This window comes from Rufibacter radiotolerans, from assembly GCF_001078055.1.
GTDB lineage: Bacteria > Bacteroidota > Bacteroidia > Cytophagales > Hymenobacteraceae > Nibribacter > Nibribacter radiotolerans.
On sequence record NZ_CP010777.1, the window covers coordinates 3,449,733 to 3,472,323 of the forward strand.

Genomic DNA, 22,591 nt, shown 5'->3' on the forward strand with positions numbered 1-22,591 from the left:
AACGTATTACATGCATTTAGCCTCTGTCTATCTAGTTTGCCCACAAGGTCCTTTCAGGATGACAAAAAGGGAGTGAGTAGGTGAGTGAGAAAGTGCAAAACCTTCTCTGGTTCAAGTTTTCAACTTGGACCTAACATGAATGGAAGTTTTCAACTTCCGTGAGGCACTAGCCTCACTAGTAGCGGTACCTGCCACATATACCAACTCAATCTTTGTACGGGTCATACACATCTTCCCCGGCCATGGCTACGCCCAGCGGTTTGAGGGTGTGCAGTACGCGTATGGTGTTGCCCTGGTACTTCAGGACGTCTTCCAGTTTCTTATAGGCTTCGGGGGCTTCATCGGCACCGGCGCCACGCAGTTCAATGCCTTTTTCTTTCATGCGCTGTTGTACGGCGTCAAAATCTACCAGACCCTTAGATACCACTGTTTTACGTTTCACGCCGTTTTTGTCGCGCATCCATTTGGTCTTGCCTGCGGCGGCCCGGCGGCTGAGCAGGCGGCCCGCGCCGTGTACTGTAGAATATAATCCCCGAACGGACAGCTCACTTTCCACGCCCTCTATGATTACAGAATTGTCAGACATATTAGCCCCAATAAAGCCTTTCTGCCCGGGGAAAGCGGGAGTACAGCCCTTACGCACTACCCAGTAGTCTTCACCCTGGTGCCGCTCAAACCACGCGAAGTTGTGGTGGTTGTGGATCATTTCCGTGGACTTGGCGCCCAGAATCTGTAGCACTTTTTCTACCACCACATCGCGGCCCGCGTAGGCGTATTCGCCGGCCAGAGACATGGCGGCTATGTAGTCCTGGCCCAGGGCAGATTGAATATCAAACAAGATAGGCGGTCCATCCATGGGGCCTTCCTTGGCTTTGTCAAAAAAACCGAGGCCCTGTGACATGGCAATAAACCCGGTGGCGGTCCGGTGCCCGAAGCCCCGGGACCCGAAGTGCACGCCAATCCAGAGGTAGCCTTCCTCGTCCTCGAACAGGTCTATGAAATGGTTGCCGCTGCCCACGGTGCCCAGCTGTTCCGCGGCTAGTTTTTTAAGTTCGCGCTGGGGTCTAAAATCGGCTTTGCCGATGTGGTCCAGCACGGGGTGGTCAATGGGTTTGGGGTTGGGCCGCCCTACGCCAAAACCGATGCTGCGCACGATCTGGTTCATGATGCGGGCAATGTCCACGTCTTGCGCCAGCAGGTCGGTGCGCACGGCTTTGTTGCCGCAGCCAATGTCAAACCCCACCCCAGAGAGCGACACGTGGTTCTTGTAAGCCACCGCGCCGCCAATGGGGTGCGCGTAGCCGTAATGGGCATCGGCGGTGAGCACGCCAATGTCTTCTTCGCTCACGCAGCGCTGGATTTGGTCAATGGCGCTTTGGTCAATAATCTCTTCCCCAAAAACGGTGATGTTGTTCAAGACAATAGCCATGGCGGTACAAGTTGGTGGCTATGGCTATACGGAAAATCTGAAGTTCGTTTTGGGGCTGTTTTCGGGAAAACAGGCTTAAAACAGGAATCTTCCGCTGCAATGCGTGGTAGAGACAAGGCAATGCCTTGTCTCTACAGTTGCCGATGACATCTACTGTTGGTTCAATCTAATGGTACTCTGCCCTATGTTTCTTGCCCGGCGGCCCATCCAGGTCCCTCCCCTCCATTGTCATCCTGAAAGGACCTTGTGGGCCAATGGTAAACAAGAAACTATGCAATTTAAACCTGTTTCTCTTCTTAAGCACATAGGAGAAAGAGGTAATTGTGGTATGCCCGGGGCCTTTCTAGTTCGCCCACAAGGTCCTTTCAGGATGACAGAGGAGAAGGAAAAGTTGTTTAATTCCCTTTTGTTACCAGACCTCGTAGTGCGCGCAGCTCCTACGAGTGTCTCTGCGATTTGCGTTTTAAGCCTGTATTTCCAAAAACAACCCCAAAATGCAAAAGCCCCACCATTACTGGCGGGGCTTCTTCCATTCTCAAGAATCAAACTCTTTACCTCTTCTTAGGCAATTCCTGCAACAACACTTCCACGGCCTTCTCCAACTGTTGGTCGCGACCTTGGGCTACCAGGGCGGGGTCGTTGGCGACCAGGTAATCTGGCTCTAGTTGGGTGTTCTCCAGGAACTTGCCGCCGCCCAGGGTACGGTAACCAATCTGCGGAATCCCGAAGACCATGGTAGGGTCAATCAGGGTTTCCCACCAGACAAAGGTACCGGTTCCGGCCACGGGCATGCCCACGGTTTTGCCCAGGCCCTGCTCCTTGTAGAGTACGGGGAAGATGTGCGCATCGGAGTAGTTGCTCTCGTTCATGACCACAATAGACGGACGGGTCCATTTGTTGCGGGGCTCCGAGGAAAGGAACTGACCGCGGGGCATAAACTCGGCGTAGGGTTTGGTGTTCAGGAAACTGATGAGGTCATCATGCAGGTTTCCGCCGCCGTTGGAGCGGGTGTCTACCACCAGTGCCTCTTTGGTGGCGCTTTTGCCCAGGGCCTCTTCATACACGGTGCGGTAGCTGGCGTCATTCATGCCTCTAATGTGCACGTACCCTAAACGGCCACCCGACAAGCGGTCTACCTCCTTGCGGCGATTTTCCACCCAACGCTGGTACAGCAGTTCATTTAATTCTGCCGCTGTAACCGGCTTCACGGTTTCCTCCCAGCGCTGCTTGGTTTTCTCATTGTAGAGAGACACCAGCGTGTACTTGCCGGCCTTGCGGTTCAGGAATTGGTCAAAATCAGTATTGTCTTCAATGGCCTGGCCGTCAATTTTCTCCAGGATAATTCCTGATTTCACCTTGGAGCTGGCGCGGTCAAAAGGACTCAGGTTGATGACTTCTTTCACTTTCAGGCCGGGGCCGGTGTACTGCTCGTCATAGAACAGGCCCAGAGAGGCGGTGGCATCAGCGTTGGCCTGGCGGTGGCTGTAGCGGCCGCCGGTGTGCGAGGCGTTCAATTCGCCCAAGAGCTCGCTAAGGACCTCAGCATAGTCATAGTTGTTAGCGATATGCGGCAGGAACTGACGGTAATTATCAGTATAGGTTTTCCAGTCTACGCCGTGCAGGTCTTTCACGTAGAATTTCTGCTCCAGCTCCCTGATGATGTGGTCATACATGTAGGTGCGCTCGGCGGTGGCGTTCAGGTTCATCTCGCCGTTCACCTTGAGGGTTTCCTGCTTACCGGTCTCGGTGTCCAGCTTAAGAATCTTGCCTTCGGTGAGCACGAACAGGTTTTTGCCATCTTTGCTCATCTTCATGTTACCGCCACGGGCGCCCAGTTTGGCCAGCAGCTTGGTGTCATTGTCGCGCAGGTTGGTTACCCACAGGTCATGGCCTTTCTCAAAGCGGCTCAGGTAGAACAACCGGTCGCCTTTGAGGGACACCACGGCATCTGCCAGATCTGAGGACGTGACCGTGAGGCGCACTTTGCGGTAAGGCAGGTTGTCCAGTTCCAGGGCCATTCCGGCCGGGGCCGCGGTTTTAGAAGCTTCTCCCTTCTTGCCTTTGGCTTTAGCGTCTTCTTTTTCAGACTGGGCTTTGGAATCTGCCTCGCGTTTTTCCTGGTCTTCCAGCAGGGTGTAGTCTTCTTTGTTCAGCTTGAAGCGGTCAAAGGCATCTTGCGTGGTGAACAGGGCGTAGATATCGCCGGTGCCGGAGTTGTTTCCGTTGCCGCGCAGGCCTTCGCGGTTAGAGTAATAGGTGATCATCTTACCACCCATCATCCACTTGGCCGCTTCTTCACCGTAGCCGCTCTGGCTCAGGTTCATCACCTCGCCTTTGCCGCTGGCGGAGATCAAACCTACTTCACTAATCCATTGCTTGGCTTGGTTGTAATCCACTAAGAACCACTTGCCGTCCGGTGACCATTCATAGTACTGGTCTCCGTCTGAGTAGGAGTAGTTGTTGGAGTTGGCCAGGATGGTGCGCACCTGCTTAGAGGCTTTGTTCACCACTTTCAGCTCCACGCGGTTTTCCAGAAAGGCTACCTCTTTGCCGTCTGGCGAGTAGGCCGGCTGGAATTCCTCGGCGGCGGTGGCAATGACCGGCTCTTCCTTCAATACCGTGGAGGCATAGAAATAAGGCTCGGCGCTGCGCCCAATGCTGGTTTCATACACGTTCCAGCTGCCGTTTCGCTCGCTGGCGTACAGAATTTTGCGGCCGTCTGGCGAGAAGCTCACACTGCGCTCCTGCTCCGGGGTGTTGGTGATGCGGCGCGTAATGCCGCCTTCCACCGAAGACACGAACACCTCGCCCCGGTTCACGAACACCACTTCCTTGCCGTTAGGCGACACTTCCATTTCGGTCATGCCACCCGAGATTGGCAGCACGGTCTCCAGGTTGGAACGGGTATCTGCGTACAGTTGAATGGCTACTTTCTGGGGCTGCGCGCCAGGCTTGAGAGTATAAATCTCGCCGTTGTAGGTAAAGGAAAGCACGCCGTCTTTGGAACCGCTCAGGTTACGTACCGGGTGCTTTGTAAAGCTGGTGACCGCCGTGCTTTGCTTGGGGTTCTGCAGGCTCATCTTGCGCACGTTGAACGTGCCGTTGGGCTGCTCGCTCAGGTAATACAGCTCCTGCCCACCGGGCGCAAACACCGGCTGACGGTCTTCGCCCACGTTGTCGGTGAGTTTGGTGTGCTGTTTGGTTTTAGTGTTGTAGGCCCAGACGTCTCTGGCTGAGGAGGAAGTCTGGTGCTTCCGGAAGTTGTTCTCGGGGCTCTTTTTGTCCTGGTAAACCACCAGATCACCGTTGGCGCTGTACCGGGCCGCCTCGGCGGGCGTGGTCAGGACCATGGCGTTGCGGCCTCCGCCCAAAGACACGCTGTACAGCTCTGGGAATGCCGCCGAGGGGAACATGGAATTTGAGGCCGCATCTACCCTTGAAGAGGTAAAAATCACGCTCTTGCCGTCGGGCGTAAAGTCTGAAGGCACGTCTGCGGAGGAGTGGAAGGTAAGGCGCTTAGCCTCCCCGCCCTGGGCCGGCATCACGAACACGTCAAAGTTGCCGTGGCGGTCAGAGGCGAAAGCGATCTGCTTCCCGTCTGGGGACCAGACGGGCGTGTGCTCATAGCCCTCGTGCATGGTGAGCGGCGTGGCGTTTCCACCGGCGGCCGGCACCTTATATAAATCTCCCTTATAGCCGAAGACAATGGTCTGCCCATCCGGGGAAATGGCGGGCGTAGACAACCAAAGCGGCGTCTGCGTCTGGGCCATACCGCTTATACTCCCGGCGCCCCAAAGCACCAGCGCGGCTAGAAACCTCTTTTTCATGTGTAAGCTGTTGTTAGTTAGAATGGAATACTAAATGTAAGGAAAGATAGCATGTTTTCAAGCAGCGGCTGGTACAAAAAGAAGAAATGCGTTTTGGAGGTGTTTCGGGGAAAACAGGCTGGAAACAGGTGAGTATTTTCTGTAGGGGCAATCCCTTGTGGTTGCCCTAACGCGGTTGCAAACGCAAAAGGGCAACCACAAGGGATTGCCCCTACAATTGCCACTGACAAAAACGAAAAGCCGTTTTGAGGCCGTTTTACAGAAAACAGGCTCAAAACGGCTCTTTGCTAACTCAGAACTTACTTTACAATTTCCCTTTCATTCCCTCCTGGAAACAATGGCGGCAGCGGGCTTCATAGGAATCGGTTTCGCCCAGCAATACCTTCTCCTGAGAGGCGGCGTTTCTGAAGGAGTAGGACGCGATTTCGCCGCACTGAACGCAGATGGCGTGTACTTTGGTCACGTATTCGGCTACGCCCATTAAGGCAGGCATGGCCCCGAAGGGTTTGCCCAGGTAGTCCATGTCCAGGCCGGCCACGATCACGCGCACCCCGCTGTTGGCCAGTTGCACACAGACCTCGGTGATGGCCTCGTCAAAGAACTGGGCCTCGTCTACGCCCACCACGTCGCAGCCGCTGCCCAGCAGAAGCATGTCGTTGGCGAACTGGATGGGCGTGGACCGGATAGAGGTGGCGTTGTGAGAGACCACGTCCTCTTCATGGTAACGGGTATCAATGGCGGGCTTGAAAATCTCTACCCGCTGCCGGGCTATCTTGGCGCGGTTCAGCCGCCGGATTAATTCTTCGGTCTTCCCCGAGAACATAGACCCGCAAATCACTTCTATCCAACCACGCTTATGGGCTTGCTGGCGGTTTCCCACCCGGGGTTCTATGAACATGTTACTTTATTGAATGATTGAGAGATTGAATGATGGAGAGAATCAGGAGCGCCCCATCACATAACGAAGGTACTAGCGCTACCCCCTTTCCTAATGCACAACTTTTCCACACAGTTATCCATTTTCCTGAAGAACAAGGAATTGAATGATTGAGAGAGTGAATGAGTGAGAGAATAAACTAACCGGGAGAATTGGGTGGTGTAGATTTGAAAATGGCGCAACGGTCCAATCTACCATCTCAAAATTTCCGGATCTCCCTTCCAATCCATTTACCCCATTCTCTCAATCTCTCATTCATTCAATCATTCAATCTCTTACCCACTATAAGAAAGATGCGGAAGTTTCGTTTGATTAGGGACGCGGACGGTGACGGGGCCGGTGAGTTGGGCCTGGCAGGTGAGGCGCTCGTTGGGTTTGAGGCGACCGTTCTCCCGGAAACGGGTTTCGGGGGCCGTGTCAGGGGCCAAGTTCTCAGCGCCTTCCACCACAATCATGCGGCAGGTGGTGCAGCGGCCTTTGGCGCCGCAAGCATGCATCCAGTCAAGGCCAGCCAAATGAAGGGCGCCCAAAACTGTCTGCCCCTGTGCCACGTTAACCACTATTCCACCTAGATTCTGCACCGTTAATTCGGCCATATTTCGCTATCTTTACAGCGTATGCTTCCGCCAATGAAAGACAAATATAATCAAATACGCCTGGCACAGTACAGCCAGGCGCTTGCCCAACGTCTCAGCGAAGAACACTTTGCGCACCATGAGAACGTTACCGCCCAGCAACTTATCTCTTTCACCCCTATTAAACAGGTAAACCTTTTCATGATCAGAGAGCTGCTCACGCTCTGGAACCATGAGATGGCCAACCTACGCAGCCCTTACTTTGATTTTGAGCACCCAGAGGTGAAAGACGCCCTGGTACAGTTCATGAACGTGCTGTCCCGCAAGATTTCCATCAAGCGCCCGCACTTTGAGCCCTTGCTTTTGAAAGCCATTCAGGACACGTTCCGGACGGTGCTGGAGCCCGTGGCGGTATTTGAGGAGAAGTACCTGCGCCTGGATGATGTGTCTACCGCTAAACTGCAGGATACCCTTAAGTACCAAGATATTGATAAGGACCTCTATCGCCAGTTCCTGTCATTGCTTCCGCAAGGCAGCCTCGACCGCAGCCAGATTACCGCCCAACTAGAGCAGTTTCTGGCGCAGAACACAACCCAACGCACTTCATTAGAAGAGCTGGTGAGCCGGTTCAATGAGTTGCTCCCACTTAGAGCCATGGAATTGCTGAACCCGGTGGAAGCGCCAGTACAGACCCCTACTCCGGCCGTGAGCACCTATGTAGCCCCTGCCCAACCGCAGCCAAGACCGCCCTTCATACCCGCGTCCCGCGAGGCAGATGAAGACGAAGACACCTTGGTAAGCCAGCGGTTCCAGACCGAGCATAAACCCACGTTGAACGACCGCCTCAAGCAGCCCAACAACGTAACGTTCATTGACCGCAACCAGGAACAGAAGATTGGTTCTTTGAAAGACGCCATCTCTATTAACCAGCGCTTCTCGTTCATCAATGAGCTGTTTGAGGGCGATAACATGGCCTACCACGCCGTGATCAAAGACTTAGACGCCTACGGCAACCCGCAAGACGCCAAGAACTATCTGCTGCAGGAGGTAGGCAGCAAGTACAACTGGTCTAAAAAAGAAGAACACGTGCAGAAACTGGCCAAACTTATTGACCGCAAGTTCATGTAATCGTTTTGGCCCTGTTTTGCTGAAAACATGCTTAATACGCCCGGCCCTTGTATAGGAGCCGGGCGTTTTGTTTTGGTGCCTATAAGGATTTTATGGAAGCTTCCGTAGCAATCGGCCAATGACTACGGTAGTCTGGCCATTCTCCACAAACCTGACCAGCATCGCGCCGTTCCTTCCCCTGATGCACTTGCCGGCCGGGTTCCTGACTGCCACGCAGACGGCGCCTTTCAAGCTATTGGCCGTGTGCCGGTCTCCCAGATAACGGTACTGCGTTTCAGGCATGTTTTTCAGAAAAGAGGGCTAAAACAGAATTCTCTTGGTACGTGCTACTTACTACGCCTTACCCTCTTCCCAAATCCAGTTTGCGGTGGGCGTCAATGGCCAGCAGGATGAAGAGCAAAATGGTGAACGACCAGAGCGAAGAGCCGCCGTAGCTGAAAAACGGCAGCGGGATACCCACCACCGGGGCCAGCCCAATGGTCATGCCCACGTTCACCAGAAAGTGGAAGAAGATGATAGAAGCCACGCAATAGCCATAGGTTCGGCCAAAGACGGAACGTTGCCGTTCGGCCACGTAGATGATCCGGAGCAGCAGGCCTATGAACAGCCCAATGATGACCAAGCTTCCTAACCAGCCATGCTCCTCGCCCACGGTGCAGAAGATAAAGTCGGTGCTTTGCTCGGGCACGAAATCGAACTTGGTTTGGGTACCCTCCAGAAAGCCTTTCCCGAAGAAGCCTCCGGAACCGATGGCAATCTTGGACTGGGTCACGTTCCAGCCCACACCCAAAGGGTCCACCTCGGGGTCAACCAATACCTTAATGCGGTTCTGCTGGTGGGGCTGCAACACATCATCCACAAAGTAGCTCACACTGAACACCATGATTACAACCGCGGCCCAGATACCGGCATACGTATACAAATACCGCTTGATCCTGTGGAAGTTGAACCAGAGATACGCGCCCATCAGCACCGTGACAATACCCACCAGGTACCACTGCGGAATCAAGAGAGTGAGCACAAACACAAACACGGCCACGGCCCCAATAATCAGGATCAAGGGCGACATTCCTTCTCTAAAGAACGGCAGGGTAAAGGCAGCAAAGACCAGGGCAGACCCCGTCTCATTCTGCAGAATAATGATGATGGGCGGCAACAATGCCAGGCCGGCCAGCTTGGCCTGATCGCGCCAGTTCTGCTGCCGCAGGTTAATCCCGCTCATGAATCTGGAGACGGCCAGGGCGGTCGCAAACTTGGCAAACTCAGCGGGCTGCAAGCGCACCGAATCTGTGATTACCAGCCACGACCGGGAACCCTTGATGGGCGAAGCCAGTAACAGCGTACCCAGCAAAACCAGAATAACCAACCAGTAAATACCGTAGGCCAGCGAGTCATAGGCCTTGTAATCAATGGCAAAAAGCATCACAATTATCACCACCGAGGTCCCGATCCAGGCCAGCTGCTTCCCGGAGTTGAGCGAGAAGTCAAAGATGCTGGCCACGTTCTCTGGGTTATAGACGGCGGCGTAAATGTTCATCCAGCCCAGCAGCACCATCAAGCCATAGAGCCCAATGGTGATCCAGTCAATGTTGCGGGTAAGTTTATAGGAGGTCCGCATAGGTTAGTCAATTGAATAGAAGCCGCCTTTGATGATCCAGTCTTCCCAGTTCTTCCGTGGCGCCGTCTTAATGGTATCGGTGAGGTATTTCTCTATCAGGAGGCTGGCCATGGGTGCCGCAGCCACCGCCCCACCACCCGCATTCTCCACATACACCGCAATGGCAATCTTAGGGTTATCCTTAGGCGCGAACGCGATGAACACCGAGTGGTCTTTGCCGTGCGGGTTCTGCACCGTCCCGGTCTTTCCACAGACCACCACGTTGATATGCTTTAACTGGGCGTAGCGGGCCGTGCCAGACTCTACCACCCGTTGCATACCCTCCACTACCGCCGGGAAATGCCGGGGCTCCACTGAGGTGTAGCGTTTCACCAGGTACTCAGGCAGAGGTTTGCCCTTGTCCCCTACTGAGCGCACAATGTGTGGCGTGTAGTAATGGCCCCGGTTGGCCAAAATGGCAGCAAAGTTGGCCATCTGCAAAGGCGTTACACCCGTCTCCCCCTGCCCGATACTGATGGAGTAAATGGTTGGGAATTTCCAGCCTTTGGGGCCGTAGATCTTATCATAGAACTGCGCCGAAGGCATCATGCCCTTTTTCTCGTTGGGTAAGTCAACCCCAACCTTGGTGGCAAAGCCGAAGGTCTGGATATGCTTGCGCCAGATGTCCAGGCCCTGGTGCGTGTCCTGGTAGATGTTCTGGGACCTGCCTTTGTTCACCACCGAGCGGAACACCTGGTAGAAATAAGGGTTACAGGACTGCTCAATGGCAATGCCCAGGTTGGCCGGGTACGGGTGCCGGTGCGAACATTTCACCAACGACCAGTTGCATGGATACCCGGTCTCAGGGGTAAGCACGCCTTCCTGGAGAGCAATAAGGGCCTGGGCCAGTTTAAAGATAGAGCCCGGCGGGTAGGTGGCCATGAGCGGCCGGTTAAAGAGCGGCTTCACCGGGTCAACCAGCAGCTTCATGTAGTTATTACCCAGCTCTTTACCGGTCAGTTGCGAGGGGTCATAATACGGCGCCGACACCAAAGACAGGATCTCACCGGTACTAGGTTCAATGGCTACAATGCTACCGGTCTTGCCAGCCATCAGCTTTTCGCCGTAGGCCTGCAGGTCCAGGTCAATGGTAGTGGTCAGGTTATTGCCGGCTACGGATAAGGTGTCATAGGCGCCGCTCTTGAAGGAGCCCTTCTCAATGCCGCGCACGTTCACCATAGTGTACTTGACACCGCGCTTGCCCATCAGGAACTGCTCGTACTGACGCTCCAGGCCACTGATGCCCAGGTAATCGCCCTGGCGGTAGCCCCGGTAAGAGGAGTCCTCCAGCTGGCGCGGGCTGATCTCGCCAATGTAGCCCAGGGCGTGCGCCAGGCTTTTATGCGGGTACCCGCGCACCGTACGGGCGTTTATGTAGAAACCCGGAAAATCGACCAGATTGTCCTGGATGGCGGCAAACTCGGCGTTGGTAAGACGCTGCAGGAATGGAGAGGATTTAACGTAGGAATAGGCCTTGGCGGCTTTTATTTTTTCGCGGTACTCAGGCAGGGTCATGCCTACCAGCTGGCAGAATTTGAGGGTGTCAATGGCTTTGGCCTCTTTGGGCACCACCATAAGGTCATACACCGGGGTGTTCTCTACCAGCAACTTCCCGTCGCGATCATAGACCAGCCCCCTGAACGGGTACTGCACCACCCGACGCATGGCGTTGTTTTCCGCCGCCGTTTTGTAGCTATCGTCCAGTACCTGCAGGTAGAAAAGCTTGATGAGATAAACCGCCCCAATGGCAATGAAGATGGCCTGGATTACGTATTTGCGGCCTTCTAAGTATTTCATCTAAATCCCCTTGCCCTTCGCTCAAAAAATAACATCTGAAAAATAATCAGCACCGTTCCGGTGAACAAGGTACTGGCTATTATCTTGGCTAACGTAAAACCTATTAATTTAAATCCGTTGAGCTCCAGAAAAAACAGGGCGAAATGGTGCACGAAGATAAGCGCGGCGCCATAGGTCAGAAACCAGCGCCAGCCCATGGAGGGCAAACTGGCGTTGTCTGAAACCTCGTACCCGTCTCTGGGGGTGATTAACTGAAGCATGGAGGGCCGCAGGTAGGCCATAAGCACCGTGGCGGCGGCATGCACCCCAGACGTGTCATAAAACAGGTCAACGGTAAACCCGGCCACAAAACCCAGAAGCAGGAGCAATACCTTGTCCATCTCAATGGGCAAAAACAGAATAAAGCCCACGTACACAAAGCAGAACCCGGTCTCAAACAGCACCAGGTTACGCATGAGCAACACCTGCAGGCCAAGCAGCACCACAAACTGCACTAAATGAATGAACCTGAAATTATTCATTTTCTTCGGTTATGCCTGATTTGATAAACAAGCTGTCTACTTCTTTTTTACGCTTGTTTTCCACCACGTACACATAGGAGAGTTTCTCGAAATCAACGCTCAGGCGTACTTTAATGGTGTAAAAGCTTTTGTCCAGCTCCTTGCGCACGCTAATCACGCGCCCCACCAGAATGCCCGGAGGATAAATGCCCCCGGCCCCTGAGGTTAAGACAGAATCGCCTTTGTAGACTTTCTCACTTAGGGGAATATAGTGCAGGCTGGCAGTTTCGGGGTCTTCGGTATCCCATCTGATGGAGCCCAGACTTCTGTTTCGCTTGAGCCTCACGGAAATAAGGGTCTGGGAATGGAGCAGAGACGTGACCGTGGCATAGTGCTTGGAGACTGCTTTTACCCGGCCCACTACCCCATTGGCCGTGAGCACCCCCATGCCGGGCTGTACTCCCGCGTCTGACCCAATGTTAAGGGCCAGGTGGTTGTTAAGCCCCCGGACTGAGTTGCTGGTGACCCGCGCCGGGCGGTAAGTATACAAGGCCGGACCCAAAGAATCTGCCGCCAGTGAGTCTGCGGGCACAAAAAGCGAATCTTTGGCCAGGCCCATGCTGTCATCCAGTTGCCTTTCATACAGCTGCGTGAGTTGGGCCCGTAACTGGGCATTTTCCTGGGCCAGCGTCTGGTTCACTTCCGTGAGCCTGAAATAATCAGATACCTGGCTCTGCAGCTCCAGCACCCGTCCCACGTAGTAGTTAGAAGACTGGTAGAAAGCGGCGCTGTGGTACGAGTTATTCCGGTACAGCAGGTACAAGGAGAAACCTTCAAGCAACAGGAATATCAGGAAAGCCCTAATCCGGAAGATGAAAATAAATAGTTTCCGCATGGGCGCGTGCTCTTAGCTCAATAGCACGTTGCGGAAGCCCTCAATGTTTTTCACGGCTGCGCCGGTACCGCGCACCACGGCACGTAACGGATCCTCGGCAATGTGGATAGGCAGCTTGGTTTTGGCAGCCAGACGCTTGTCCAGACCGCGCAACAGGGCACCCCCGCCAATGAGGTGAATACCGTTGTCATAAATATCTGCGGACAGCTCTGGCGGAGCAATCTCCAAGGCCTTCAGAACGGCCTCTTCAATCTTAGATACTGATTTATCCAGCGCGATGGCGATTTCCTGGTAGGTTACCTTAATTACCTTCGGGATACCGGTCATCAAGTCACGGCCCCTGATCTCAAAGTCGGCCGGTGGGTTCTCCAACTCAGTGAGCACGGCGCCCACCTCAATTTTAATTCTTTCGGCAGACCGCTCCCCAATCAGAAGGTTATGCTGACGGCGCATGTGGTCCAGAATGTCTTTGTTGAATACGTCTCCCGCTACCCGGATGGACTGGTCGCACACAATACCAGACAAGGCAATCACGGCAATCTCAGTGGTACCACCTCCTATGTCTACCACCATGGTGCCCACAGGCTGCTCCACGTCAATGCCTATCCCAATCGCGGCGGCCATCGGCTCCTGGATCATCCAGACCTCGCGGGCATCGGCGTGTTCGGCTGAATCTTTAACGGCCCGTTTCTCCACCTCGGTGATACCAGAAGGAATACAGATCACCATGCGGTAAGATGGCTGGAACAAACGCTTCTTGCCTTTGTCAATCATCTTGATCATGCCCCTGATCATCTGCTCGGCCGCGGTAAAGTCGGCAATCACGCCGTCTTTAAGCGGACGGATGGTTTTGATGTTTTCGTGGGTCTTCTCGTGCATCTGCATCGCCTCCCGCCCCACGGCTATCACCTTGCCGGTGGACCGGTCAATGGCAATAATGGAAGGTTCATCAACTACTATTTTATCGTTATGGATGATGAGGGTATTGGCGGTACCCAGGTCAATCGCTATATCGGCAGTAAAAAAATTAAATAATCCCATTATGTGTCTTTGTGGTGTTCTCTTCTAGAACACTATATATGAAAAACTATTTCTCTACAAGGTACTATAATGGCGCAAAATTACGTATTTCCCGCCAATAAATTCTGCACATCCCAAACCAGTTGCGTTTTTAGCCTTATTTCTGGATTTCAGGTCCTAAACGGTAGTTTTCCTGGTAATAGTATGGCCAGATTTCAACAAACCTGAAGAACTTTTACGGCGGTGGTCGCTTTTCCCTTAGGAATCAATCAAAGGTGCCACAAAATTGTCTTTCTTTTAGATTTACTTTTGATAAGGGTTTGTTGCTACTGACCTACTGCCGCCTATGCCTCAGCCCTTTTGCATTTCCTATTCCGGTTATCGCTGGCGTAGTGTCCTTTCTTGCCTGAGTCCTTATGCCTTGGTGGTTGCACGGTTTCCCTCCGAGCGCTCACGGCCGCGAGGCCCCGTCTTTCCCCCTCGCACTGCCCTTGCGGCCTAGACTTGTATTCCTCTCTTAGCTTCTGCAGTTTCAAGGCCACAAGCGAGGCGCTCGAGGTAAAGACTGGAAAAGAGGAATGCGTAGAAGGCTGCGATGCTGAGTTTTGAGCACGTTTTTGGAAAAACAGCCTCAAAACGCAGTTGCCTTTACTAAGCGCAGACTCTCCCCTTGAGGGGAGCGCAGAGGAGTGTTTACATAGGAGAGGCCTTTAGCAAAGACAATCGTAGGAACTGTACACGCTAGGAGGTCTCTGGAACAACGGTCTGGCTTATTTAGCTCTTCCGGATTTATAATCCGGAAGTTCCGAAAGGGGGATTTGCAATCCCCGGCAGCAGTATCACTGGCCCTTCTCCCAGGCGGATTACAAATCCGCTTTCCCTCGTTCGGGATTACAAATCCCGAACAGCACAATTTAAAGTCTATCGCGTTTCCAGCCCGTTTTCCGCAAAACAGCCCCAAAACAAAAATCCCGGCTGCTCTTGGAGCAGCCGGGATTTCCTAGGCAACATAGCGCCGCTTAGTGTTTGAAGTGACGCACACCGGTCATGACCATGGCCTGGCCGCGGGCATTGCAGGCGGCGATGGAGTCCTGGTCTTTGATGGAGCCACCTGGTTGTACCACGGCGGTGATACCGGCATCGGCGGCAATTTCTACGCAGTCCGGGAAGGGGAAGAACGCGTCTGAGGCCATCACGGAACCCTGCAGGTCAAACCCGAAGCTTCTGGCTTTTTCAATGGCCTGACGCAACGCGTCTACGCGTGAGGTCTGCCCTACCCCGCTGGCCAATAACTGGTTGCCGCGGGCGATCACGATGGTATTGGATTTGGTGTGCTTGCACACCTTAAGCGCAAACTCCAGGCCTTGCACCTCTTCCTGAGACGGAGCGCGCTCGGTTACGGTCTTGAAATCGGCGGCGGTTTCGGTGGACAGGTCTTTGTCTTGCTCAATCACGCCGTTCAGCAGGGTCTTGAACAATTTAGTAGGCAGTTGCACTGGCTTCTGGCGCAACAGAATGCGGTTTTTCTTGGAACGCAGCAATTCCAGCGCATCCTGGTTAAACTCAGGGGCAATTAGCACCTCAAAAAAGAGCTTGTTCAGTTCTTCGGCGGTAGCCAGGTCAACGGGCTGGTTCACAATAATCACCCCACCAAACGCCGATACGGGGTCGCAGGCCAGGGCGTTCAGGTAGGCCTGGTGCAAAGAATCGGCGACAGCCACGCCGCAGGCGTTGGTGTGTTTCAGAATCGCGACGGCGGGTTGGCTGGAGAACTCAGCCATGAGCAACACGGCGGCGTCTACGTCTACCAAGTTATTATAGGAGAGTTCCTTGCCGTTAAGCTTGTCAAACAGGGCGTCCAGGTCGCCGTAGAAGGTGCCGGCCTGGTGGGGGTTCTCGCCGTAGCGCAGGGTCTGGCTCTGGCGGAGGCTTTGCTTGAACACCGGGGCCAGATCCTGCTCCTTGTTCAGGTAGTTAAAGATATGGGTGTCATAATTAGACGAGATATCAAAAGCCTTAGCCGCGAAGCGCTTGCGGTCAGCCAGGTCGGTGTTGCCTTCTTTGTTTTGCAGAAGCTCCACTACCTCAGAGTACTGCTCGCGCGACGACACAATCAGCACATCCTGGAAGTTCTTGGCTGCGGCCCGAATAAGCGAAATACCGCCAATGTCAATCTTCTCAATCACCTCTTCCTCCGGAGCGCCTGAGGCCACAGTTTCCTCAAACGGGTACAGGTCCACAATCACCAGGTCCAGAGCCGGAATCTCAAACTGCGCTACTTCCTGCTGGTCTTGCTCATGGCCCCGGCGGTGCAGAATGCCACCAAAGATTTTGGGGTGCAGGGTTTTCACACGCCCCCCGAAGATAGAGGGGTAATCAGTGACGCTGTCTACGGCCACTACCTCGGCGCCAAGCCCTTCCAGAAAGGTCTGCGTGCCGCCCGTGGAATAAAAAGTGACCCCTTGCTTCTGGAGTTCGCGCACCAACGGTTCCAGGCCGTCTTTGTAGTACACAGAAATAAGGGCAGATTTGATTTTTACGGTATTCATATGATTTGACAAAAAGTGGTTCTGAAATAGGAAAGGTTGAACCCAAAGGTTCGGCCATAGCCTACCAACCCAATTTTTTGGGCAAGCTGATAGACAATAGTAAAAGGCATCGTATTAGCAGGCTTACGGGATTGCCCGAAGCCAGAATAAGGCGCTCGCAGACACGGGTGGGTCGGTAAAAGAAAAACCTGGGGCCGTATCTGGTGCATCATATGGGTTATGAGGTTAGGCGGCGGATGTTCCCGGCTTCTTTTGGTCAGAGGTGAGCAGTTCCTCCACTACCCGCGGCAGGTGCTGGTGCTCCAGGGTGAGCACGCGGGCGGCAATGGTCTCGGCAGTGTCATGGGGCTCTACCGGGCAGCGTTCCTGGAAGATGGGGGCGCCCTCATCATAATGCTCATTCACATAATGGATGGTAATGCCCGTCTCAAACTCATTCGCCTCCAGCACCGCCTGGTGCACATGTTGCCCATGCATGCCTTTGCCTCCGAACTTGGGAAGCAATGCCGGGTGAATGTTGATGATTTTATGGGGGAAAGCCTGCACAAAGGCGGCCGGCAACAGCCAGAGGAACCCGGCCAAAACAATTAAATCTGGATTATATGCCTCTACCTGTTTCTGCACCTCGCCGGCTTTCAGAGAAGGTCGGTCAAAAACGGCCGTGGGTACGCCAAAGTTCTGGGCCCGTTGCAGGGCATATGCGTCTGGGTTGTTGGAGAAGAGCGCCACAATCTGGATGTGCGGGTGGTGCTCAAAGTGCTCCAGCAGGCGCTGGGCATTACTCCCAGACCCGGAAGCGAAAATGATGATGTTCTTTTTAGAAGAGGTACCCAAAACGGCTTGTACTGCGGATGGAAAAGCAAAGATAGCGTTTCTGGGGTATTTTCAGGAAAACAGGTGAAAAACGTGAAAATTTATTAGGATTGGCGCTTTAGATGGCGAAAGTAATATTCATTTCTGATGAATGATTTCCTCCTCGCGTTTTCGTTCTGTCCTTCTAAAACACGTTTTGGGCCTGTTTTTCAGAAACTAGGCTCAAAACGTAAAATTCCCTCCACTGTCTCTCCATTGTTGGTGTTCTCACCAACAATAAAAATTGCCGCTCTAATTAGCTATTACACCTTACCATTCTCTGCCGTTGTTGGTGAACCAGAAGCCCACTACCAAACTAACCATTCCAACCCAATGATTTCTTTCCCTCACAAGAAAAGGCATCACCTTGGGTTTAGTTCAAGCTCCCTGTTTTGAGCATATTTTCGTGAAACCGGGCTCAAAACGTCTACTCCCTCTCATACCTAGGGCCGTTTCATTCTGTTAGTTGCATGAAATTTCTGAATTAGGCGTGCGTAATTTGAGGCTTTCGCCTCACTGAAGTTGCAAACTTCAGGTCATTTTAGGTCCAAGTTAGAAACTTGAACCAGAGAAAATTCAGAATACTTCCTTCCCTACCTGTTCAACCTTTTCAAACCAGTAGGCACCTGCTTGTTCTGGATGGGTTGGTGCGCCTGCACGCGGGGCTTTTTCTCCGTGAGGTATTTCCAGTAGCGTTTGGGCATGTGCCGAAGGTGCAGCTTACGGTTGCGGCGCTCCGGAATGTTGACGTGGTCAAAGTAGGCCTGCCAGAGTTGCTGGTATAGTGGCTCAATATCGGTGAGGATAGAAGCCGAAAGCTGGCCTTTCTGCAAGCCTTTAGGGGCCTCTTCCAAAGATACCAGATTTACTTGCTGCAGGTCATAATAGGCCCCGTACTGGCGGCGCACGTCGTAGATAAGCCAGGGCTGGTCGGCGTAGCGTTTCTCAAAGTGCGGGACAATGAGCGGCACCACGTTAAAGTCGGGGTTGATGGGGGCGACGTAGAGGCCGTCCTGGGTTTGCTGAAACCGAATGAAGGCTTCCATGCGGTGTTTCTCGCGGTGCATCTGTTTGCCCACCTGCGCCATCTTCTGCACGCAGGGCTCCGCGAAGTTTTCCTCTACGCCCGCTAGGGGGCTGGAGAACACCAGACGCGCAAACTGGAAAATGAGCATCTCAAAGCCGGGTTGCTCCCAGAGGTAGGCCTTGTACACGTTTTCCCAGGCGGCTTTGGAGAGTTTCTTACCAAGGCCTTCCCACACGCGTTTGGCTTTGGCCTCATCCGTAGCCACAAAATGGTGAGTGGCGAAGATACCGGCCGGGGCCTCCCCTTCCGGGTCAATCTGGGTGGGCCATTCTTGGCGGTCATACGCCTCAAACACTACTGTGAGCAGTCCTTCAAAGGAGCCGTCATAGGTATAGAAATGCATGCGCGCTGGGAAAGGCTGGCTTAGGAAGCGATACGGATAGGCGTGCGGCTTCCGGAACCGGTGGCTTCATGGCGCTGGCTGGAGAGCTGGCGCAGATACGGCACCAGCGTGCTCAGCTTGCAACGGAAAGAAACAGGTGCTACGGTTTGGCGGGCAGATAAAGTAGGCATATCTATAGAAGTATGAGGTTTAACAAAGGTTATTTTTTATCGCTTGTGGGATGATGGGCCTTTTGGCAGATTTAGCTTGCCTGGCTGAACAGGTCCAGCTGGCTGCCCCAAAGGCTGGCGCGGCCGCCCTTCTCCCCGAAAATGATTCTTCTCCTGATGGTTTCTTCGTCCCATTCTCTCGTCTCCAAACTTTTACCATGGCAGGTAACAAAATACTTGGCCCGTTTCAGCACTACCCCAATCTGGCGCAAATGGTCCCAGGTGAGGGCGGCAAAGCGGCGGGCCGCCACTATCTTCTTCGCCGACTTAATGCCGATGCCCGGTACCCGGACAATCAGTTCATAGTCAGCCGTATTAATCTCCAGCGGGAAAATCTGCCGGTTGCGCAGCGCCCAGGCCAGCTTGGGGTCAATCTGCAGGTCCAGCTGCGGGTTCTGTTCGTCCAGCAGTTCGTTCACGCCAAATCCATACAGGCGCACCAGCCAGTCGGCCTGGTACAGGCGGTTCTCCCTGATGATGGGCGGCGTGCTGATGAGCGGCAGGCGGCTGTCGGTGACTACCGGCACATAACCCGAGTAATACACGCGCTTGAGCTGGTAATTCTGGTACAGGCCGTCGGCTAGGGTCAGTATCTGCCGGTCGCTTTCAGCGGAAGCACCCACAATCAACTGCGTGCTTTGTCCGGCGGGCGCAAAAGAAGGCGTAGACTTGAACAGCTTCTTCTCTTCCTTTACCAGCACCAGCTGGTCTTTGATATTGCCCATGGGCGTGAGCACGTCTTTGAAGTTTTTCTCCGGGGCCAGGCTTTTCAGGCTTTCCTCAGAGGGCAACTCAATGTTCACGCTCAGTCTATCGGCGTACAGTCCGGCTTCCTTGATGAGTTCTTCACTGGCGCCGGGTATGGTCTTGAGGTGGATATAGCCGTTGAACTTATGCTCCAAGCGCAACTTTTTGGCCACCCGTACCAGACGCTCCATGGTATAATCGGCGTTTTTGAAAATACCCGAACTCAGGAACAGGCCCTCTATATAGTTGCGGCGGTAAAAATTGATGGTCAGGTCCACCACTTCCTGTACCGTGAAAGCCGCCCGCTTCACGTCATTGCTTTTCCTGGACACACAGTAGGCGCAGTCAAAAATGCAGAAGTTGGTGAGCAGTATTTTAAGCAGTGACACACAACGTCCGTCTTCGGTATAGCTATGGCAGATACCCATGCCTTCGGCGTTGCCTAATCCTTTGTCCTGGTTTTTGCGTTTACCGCCGCTGGAAGAGCAGGAAACGTCATACTTGGCAGAGTCTGCCAAAATACTTAGTTTTTCTATTAGCGGTGAAGACATGCCAGATGCGGTTTAGGTTTCTGAATATGTTAGCAAGTTAGTACATCTACGGATATTAACCCAATATAATTAGCAATTATCTTTCCACCAGTTATCAACAATACTAATAACAATAGCATTTTAACAGTCTAGCACCAGTTTTGACGTTTTTTGACGTATTTTAAAGAATGAATCAAAAGGGATAATGGCGCGCAAGGGAAGGTATCAACAGGTTAGCGTGTGCCTGCTGCTTACGGTGGCAGGCTGGTTGACCTTTTTTGGCGCTCAGGCCCAGGTGGTTCCACCGGTCACCACCCCACCAGTGACCCAACCGCCACCTGATTCCCTCTCCCAGGATACTACCAAGACCCAGGAATTTCTAAAGACCCTGAAAGACATTAGCCAGCGGAAAACCCTAATGGGCCGGGCGGTGAAAGCGTTGGTGGTCTTTAAGCCCCGCAAAGTGGAAGGCCCCGTGGAAAATGCGCGGCTTCCGCAAACCTATGACCAGCACAACTATAAGGTGGTGCGCAGCATTTACTTTAAACGGCTGGACGCCTTTGGTTACTCCATCAATGACACCCTGGCCGTGCCAGACAACTACCTGGAGCGCCTGGGCAACGGCCTGCACATGCGCACCAAACAAAGCATGCTGCGGAACCAGATCCTGTTCCAGGAAGGCGATATGCTGGAACCCCTGGACCTCTCTGAATCTGAGCGTTTGCTCCGCCAGACGGCCTACATCTTAGACGCCCGGGTGCTGGTGAATGACTCCACCTCCACTGAGGACAGCGTAGACGTAGTCATCATTACCAAAGACGTGTTCAGTATTAGCGCCTCGGGCTCTGCCAGCACTTCCAGTACCCGCCTTTCTTTGCGGGATATCAATTTCATGGGGTTAGGCCACCAGATCAGGACCAGTTACCGGTTTGGGTTGTCTGAGCCGCAGCCCTGGCAGTTTCAGGGCCGGTATTTCATAGAGAACATTTCCAGAAGCTTTATTTCCGCGGAGCTTCTTTATAACAACACCTATTATTATAAGCAGCAAAGCATCAGTTTCCGGCGTGACTTCTTTGCTACCAACACTAAATATGCAGGCGGGGCCTCGGCCAGTTGGTACCAGACCCTGCAGCCAGATTATTATCAGGTAGAAGACCCTGAGCCAGGCGCGCCCATTCCCCATACCCCTCTGGATTATTACGTACAGGATTTCTGGTTGGGCCGCGCCTTCCGCCTGAAGTCCTATGACCTGGCGCAGGACAACCCGGGCCGTTTCATTACCGCCGCCCGCGTAATGAACGTGCGCTACACCCAGGGTGGCGGCCCCACCCTTCAGAGCGCCCGCCTCTACCTCACGGCCTTTGGCTACAGTTTCAGGAGGTATTACAAAGATCAGTACCTGTTCGGGTTTGGGCGTACCGAGGATATTCCCGCCGGAAACCTGCTGGCCATTACGGCCGGGTTTGAGGACGGCTCTGTGAAGAACCGCCCCTACCTGGGCCTTAAAGGCGCCTTTGGCAAGTACCGCTCTAATTTCGGATATCTCTACGGGGGGCTGGAGTATGGCAGTTACCGCTACAAAGGCGGCTGGGAACAGGGGGTGCTCACCACCGAGGCCCTGTATTTCACGCCCCTGTACCGGCTGCGCAACTGGCGCTGGCGGCATTTTCTGTGGAGCAGGTCCTCGCTTGGTCTGCGCCGGCCCGATCTGTTTGCCCTGGACATTGACCAGGAAGACGGCATAAGAGGGTTCAGTTCGCAGGAGGTGCGCGGCTACCGCCGGTTCGTGCTGAATTATGAGACCAATTTTTTCACGCCCCTTACCCTGCTGGGCTTCCGGCTGGCGGTGGTGGGCTTCGCCGATGCTGCCTGGCTCACCAGCGTCAAAGACCGCTCCCCTTTCCGCGAGAAACCCTACACCGGATTTGGCATGGGCCTTCGGTTCCGGAACGAGTATTTCACATTCAACACCATCCAGATCCTGCTGGGCTATTACCCGCGCCTGCCCCAATTAGGCAATCACCAGGACTTTAAGTTGTTCCAGACCACGCGCCAGTATTATGATTTCAATGATTTGCGCTTTACCCAACCCCTTATTTCTGAGTTCAGGTAAGACTAACAGGAAACCCTCTCAAAAATTATCCTAAAATACGGAGCCATGACTTCCCATGGTGCCATTAAAAACTCTATATTGTCATATCAAAGCAACCCTTTGAGAGTGAGCGGCCTTGCTATCCTTACCAAAGAATAGCCTGGGAAGGTTACTGGAAGAATTTAAGCCAAGCAGGAGGCTTACGGGCTACTAAAATTAAATCAGGTTTAGGAGTGAGAGGGTTTAGCACCTTAGAAAAGGGTAAACAAAATTTGGCTTGGGAGTAAGATCAGAAGGCTTCTGAAAAGAACCTTTGCGGTATGCCTTCTCAAAAAATTGACTTTTTTTCTGAACCTGCCATTTAACCTTTTGTGCTTTTGGAGCTCTTACATCTCCATGAAGAGATGTAAACCCGGG

Annotated in this window: 17 protein-coding genes; 2 read left to right on the top strand and 15 right to left on the bottom strand. The window is 53.5% G+C overall.

Annotated features, from left to right (window positions below; translation table 11 throughout):
* Positions 1–205 precede the first annotated feature (205 nt).
* The 4 genes from TH63_RS14090 to TH63_RS14105 all read right to left on the bottom strand — a co-directional run bounded on the left by TH63_RS14090 (position 206) and on the right by TH63_RS14105 (position 6,789).
* Positions 206–1,429, bottom strand: a complete 1,224-nt coding sequence (locus TH63_RS14090) for an RtcB family protein (protein ID WP_048921498.1) — start codon at positions 1,427–1,429, stop codon at positions 206–208.
* Between the two features lie 551 nt (positions 1,430–1,980).
* Entirely contained in the window at positions 1,981–5,256 is a 3,276-nt protein-coding gene (locus TH63_RS14095; RefSeq protein ID WP_053093818.1) for a S41 family peptidase, read from the bottom strand.
* A gap of 304 nt (positions 5,257–5,560) precedes the next feature.
* Positions 5,561–6,154 (bottom strand): thymidine kinase, encoded by a 594-nt coding sequence (locus TH63_RS14100; RefSeq protein WP_048921499.1) that lies wholly within the window; start codon positions 6,152–6,154, stop codon positions 5,561–5,563.
* A 314-nt stretch (positions 6,155–6,468) separates the two neighbouring features.
* Positions 6,469–6,789: a 2Fe-2S iron-sulfur cluster-binding protein gene (locus TH63_RS14105; protein WP_048921500.1), complete on the bottom strand. Its 321-nt coding sequence runs from the start codon at positions 6,787–6,789 to the stop codon at positions 6,469–6,471.
* Between the two features lie 33 nt (positions 6,790–6,822).
* Here TH63_RS14105 and TH63_RS14110 point away from each other — a divergent pair, with 33 nt between their 5' ends.
* Positions 6,823–7,896 carry a hypothetical protein gene (locus TH63_RS14110; protein ID WP_048921501.1) on the top strand — a complete coding sequence of 358 codons (1,074 nt, stop codon included), beginning with the start codon at positions 6,823–6,825 and terminating at the stop codon, positions 7,894–7,896.
* Between the two features lie 90 nt (positions 7,897–7,986).
* Here the strand turns inward: TH63_RS14110 and TH63_RS14115 are convergent, their stop codons facing one another.
* From TH63_RS14115 to TH63_RS14165, 11 genes are all read right to left on the bottom strand, one after another.
* The gene (locus tag TH63_RS14115) at positions 7,987–8,178 is read right to left on the bottom strand and encodes a hypothetical protein (protein WP_048921502.1); all 192 of its coding nucleotides are present in this window, start codon (positions 8,176–8,178) and stop codon (positions 7,987–7,989) included.
* A gap of 58 nt (positions 8,179–8,236) precedes the next feature.
* The gene (gene rodA, locus TH63_RS14120; RefSeq protein ID WP_048921503.1) at positions 8,237–9,514 is read right to left on the bottom strand and encodes a rod shape-determining protein RodA; all 1,278 of its coding nucleotides are present in this window, start codon (positions 9,512–9,514) and stop codon (positions 8,237–8,239) included.
* 3 nt (positions 9,515–9,517) lie between these two features.
* Entirely contained in the window at positions 9,518–11,350 is a 1,833-nt protein-coding gene (gene mrdA / locus TH63_RS14125) for a penicillin-binding protein 2 (RefSeq protein ID WP_048921504.1), read from the bottom strand.
* A complete protein-coding gene (locus TH63_RS14130) occupies positions 11,347–11,871 on the bottom strand; it encodes a hypothetical protein (protein WP_048921505.1) in 525 nt (174 codons plus the stop codon). Before TH63_RS14130 ends, mrdA begins: the two co-directional genes overlap by 4 nt.
* Entirely contained in the window at positions 11,864–12,745 is an 882-nt protein-coding gene (gene mreC, locus TH63_RS14135) for a rod shape-determining protein MreC (protein ID WP_048921506.1), read from the bottom strand. Before mreC ends, TH63_RS14130 begins: the two co-directional genes overlap by 8 nt.
* A gap of 12 nt (positions 12,746–12,757) precedes the next feature.
* The gene (locus TH63_RS14140) at positions 12,758–13,786 is read right to left on the bottom strand and encodes a rod shape-determining protein (protein WP_048921507.1); all 1,029 of its coding nucleotides are present in this window, start codon (positions 13,784–13,786) and stop codon (positions 12,758–12,760) included.
* 998 nt (positions 13,787–14,784) lie between these two features.
* Complete coding sequence (purH, locus tag TH63_RS14150; protein ID WP_048921509.1) at positions 14,785–16,314, bottom strand: bifunctional phosphoribosylaminoimidazolecarboxamide formyltransferase/IMP cyclohydrolase; 1,530 nt, start codon at positions 16,312–16,314, stop codon at positions 14,785–14,787.
* 225 nt (positions 16,315–16,539) lie between these two features.
* Positions 16,540–17,148 carry a phosphoribosylglycinamide formyltransferase gene (gene purN, locus TH63_RS14155; protein ID WP_048921510.1) on the bottom strand — a complete coding sequence of 203 codons (609 nt, stop codon included), beginning with the start codon at positions 17,146–17,148 and terminating at the stop codon, positions 16,540–16,542.
* Between the two features lie 611 nt (positions 17,149–17,759).
* Positions 17,760–18,596 (bottom strand): TIGR03915 family putative DNA repair protein, encoded by an 837-nt coding sequence (locus TH63_RS14160; RefSeq protein ID WP_048921511.1) that lies wholly within the window; start codon positions 18,594–18,596, stop codon positions 17,760–17,762.
* A 20-nt stretch (positions 18,597–18,616) separates the two neighbouring features.
* Positions 18,617–18,766 (bottom strand): hypothetical protein, encoded by a 150-nt coding sequence (locus tag TH63_RS20375; RefSeq protein WP_156180626.1) that lies wholly within the window; start codon positions 18,764–18,766, stop codon positions 18,617–18,619.
* 71 nt (positions 18,767–18,837) lie between these two features.
* Positions 18,838–20,103 carry a putative DNA modification/repair radical SAM protein gene (locus TH63_RS14165; protein WP_048921512.1) on the bottom strand — a complete coding sequence of 422 codons (1,266 nt, stop codon included), beginning with the start codon at positions 20,101–20,103 and terminating at the stop codon, positions 18,838–18,840.
* 217 nt (positions 20,104–20,320) lie between these two features.
* On the opposite strand from TH63_RS14165, the gene TH63_RS14170 reads away from it, so the two are divergent.
* On the top strand, positions 20,321–22,195 hold the full coding sequence (locus TH63_RS14170; protein ID WP_197088563.1) for a BamA/TamA family outer membrane protein: 1,875 nt from the start codon (positions 20,321–20,323) through the stop codon (positions 22,193–22,195).
* Positions 22,196–22,591: the final 396 nt, after the last annotated feature.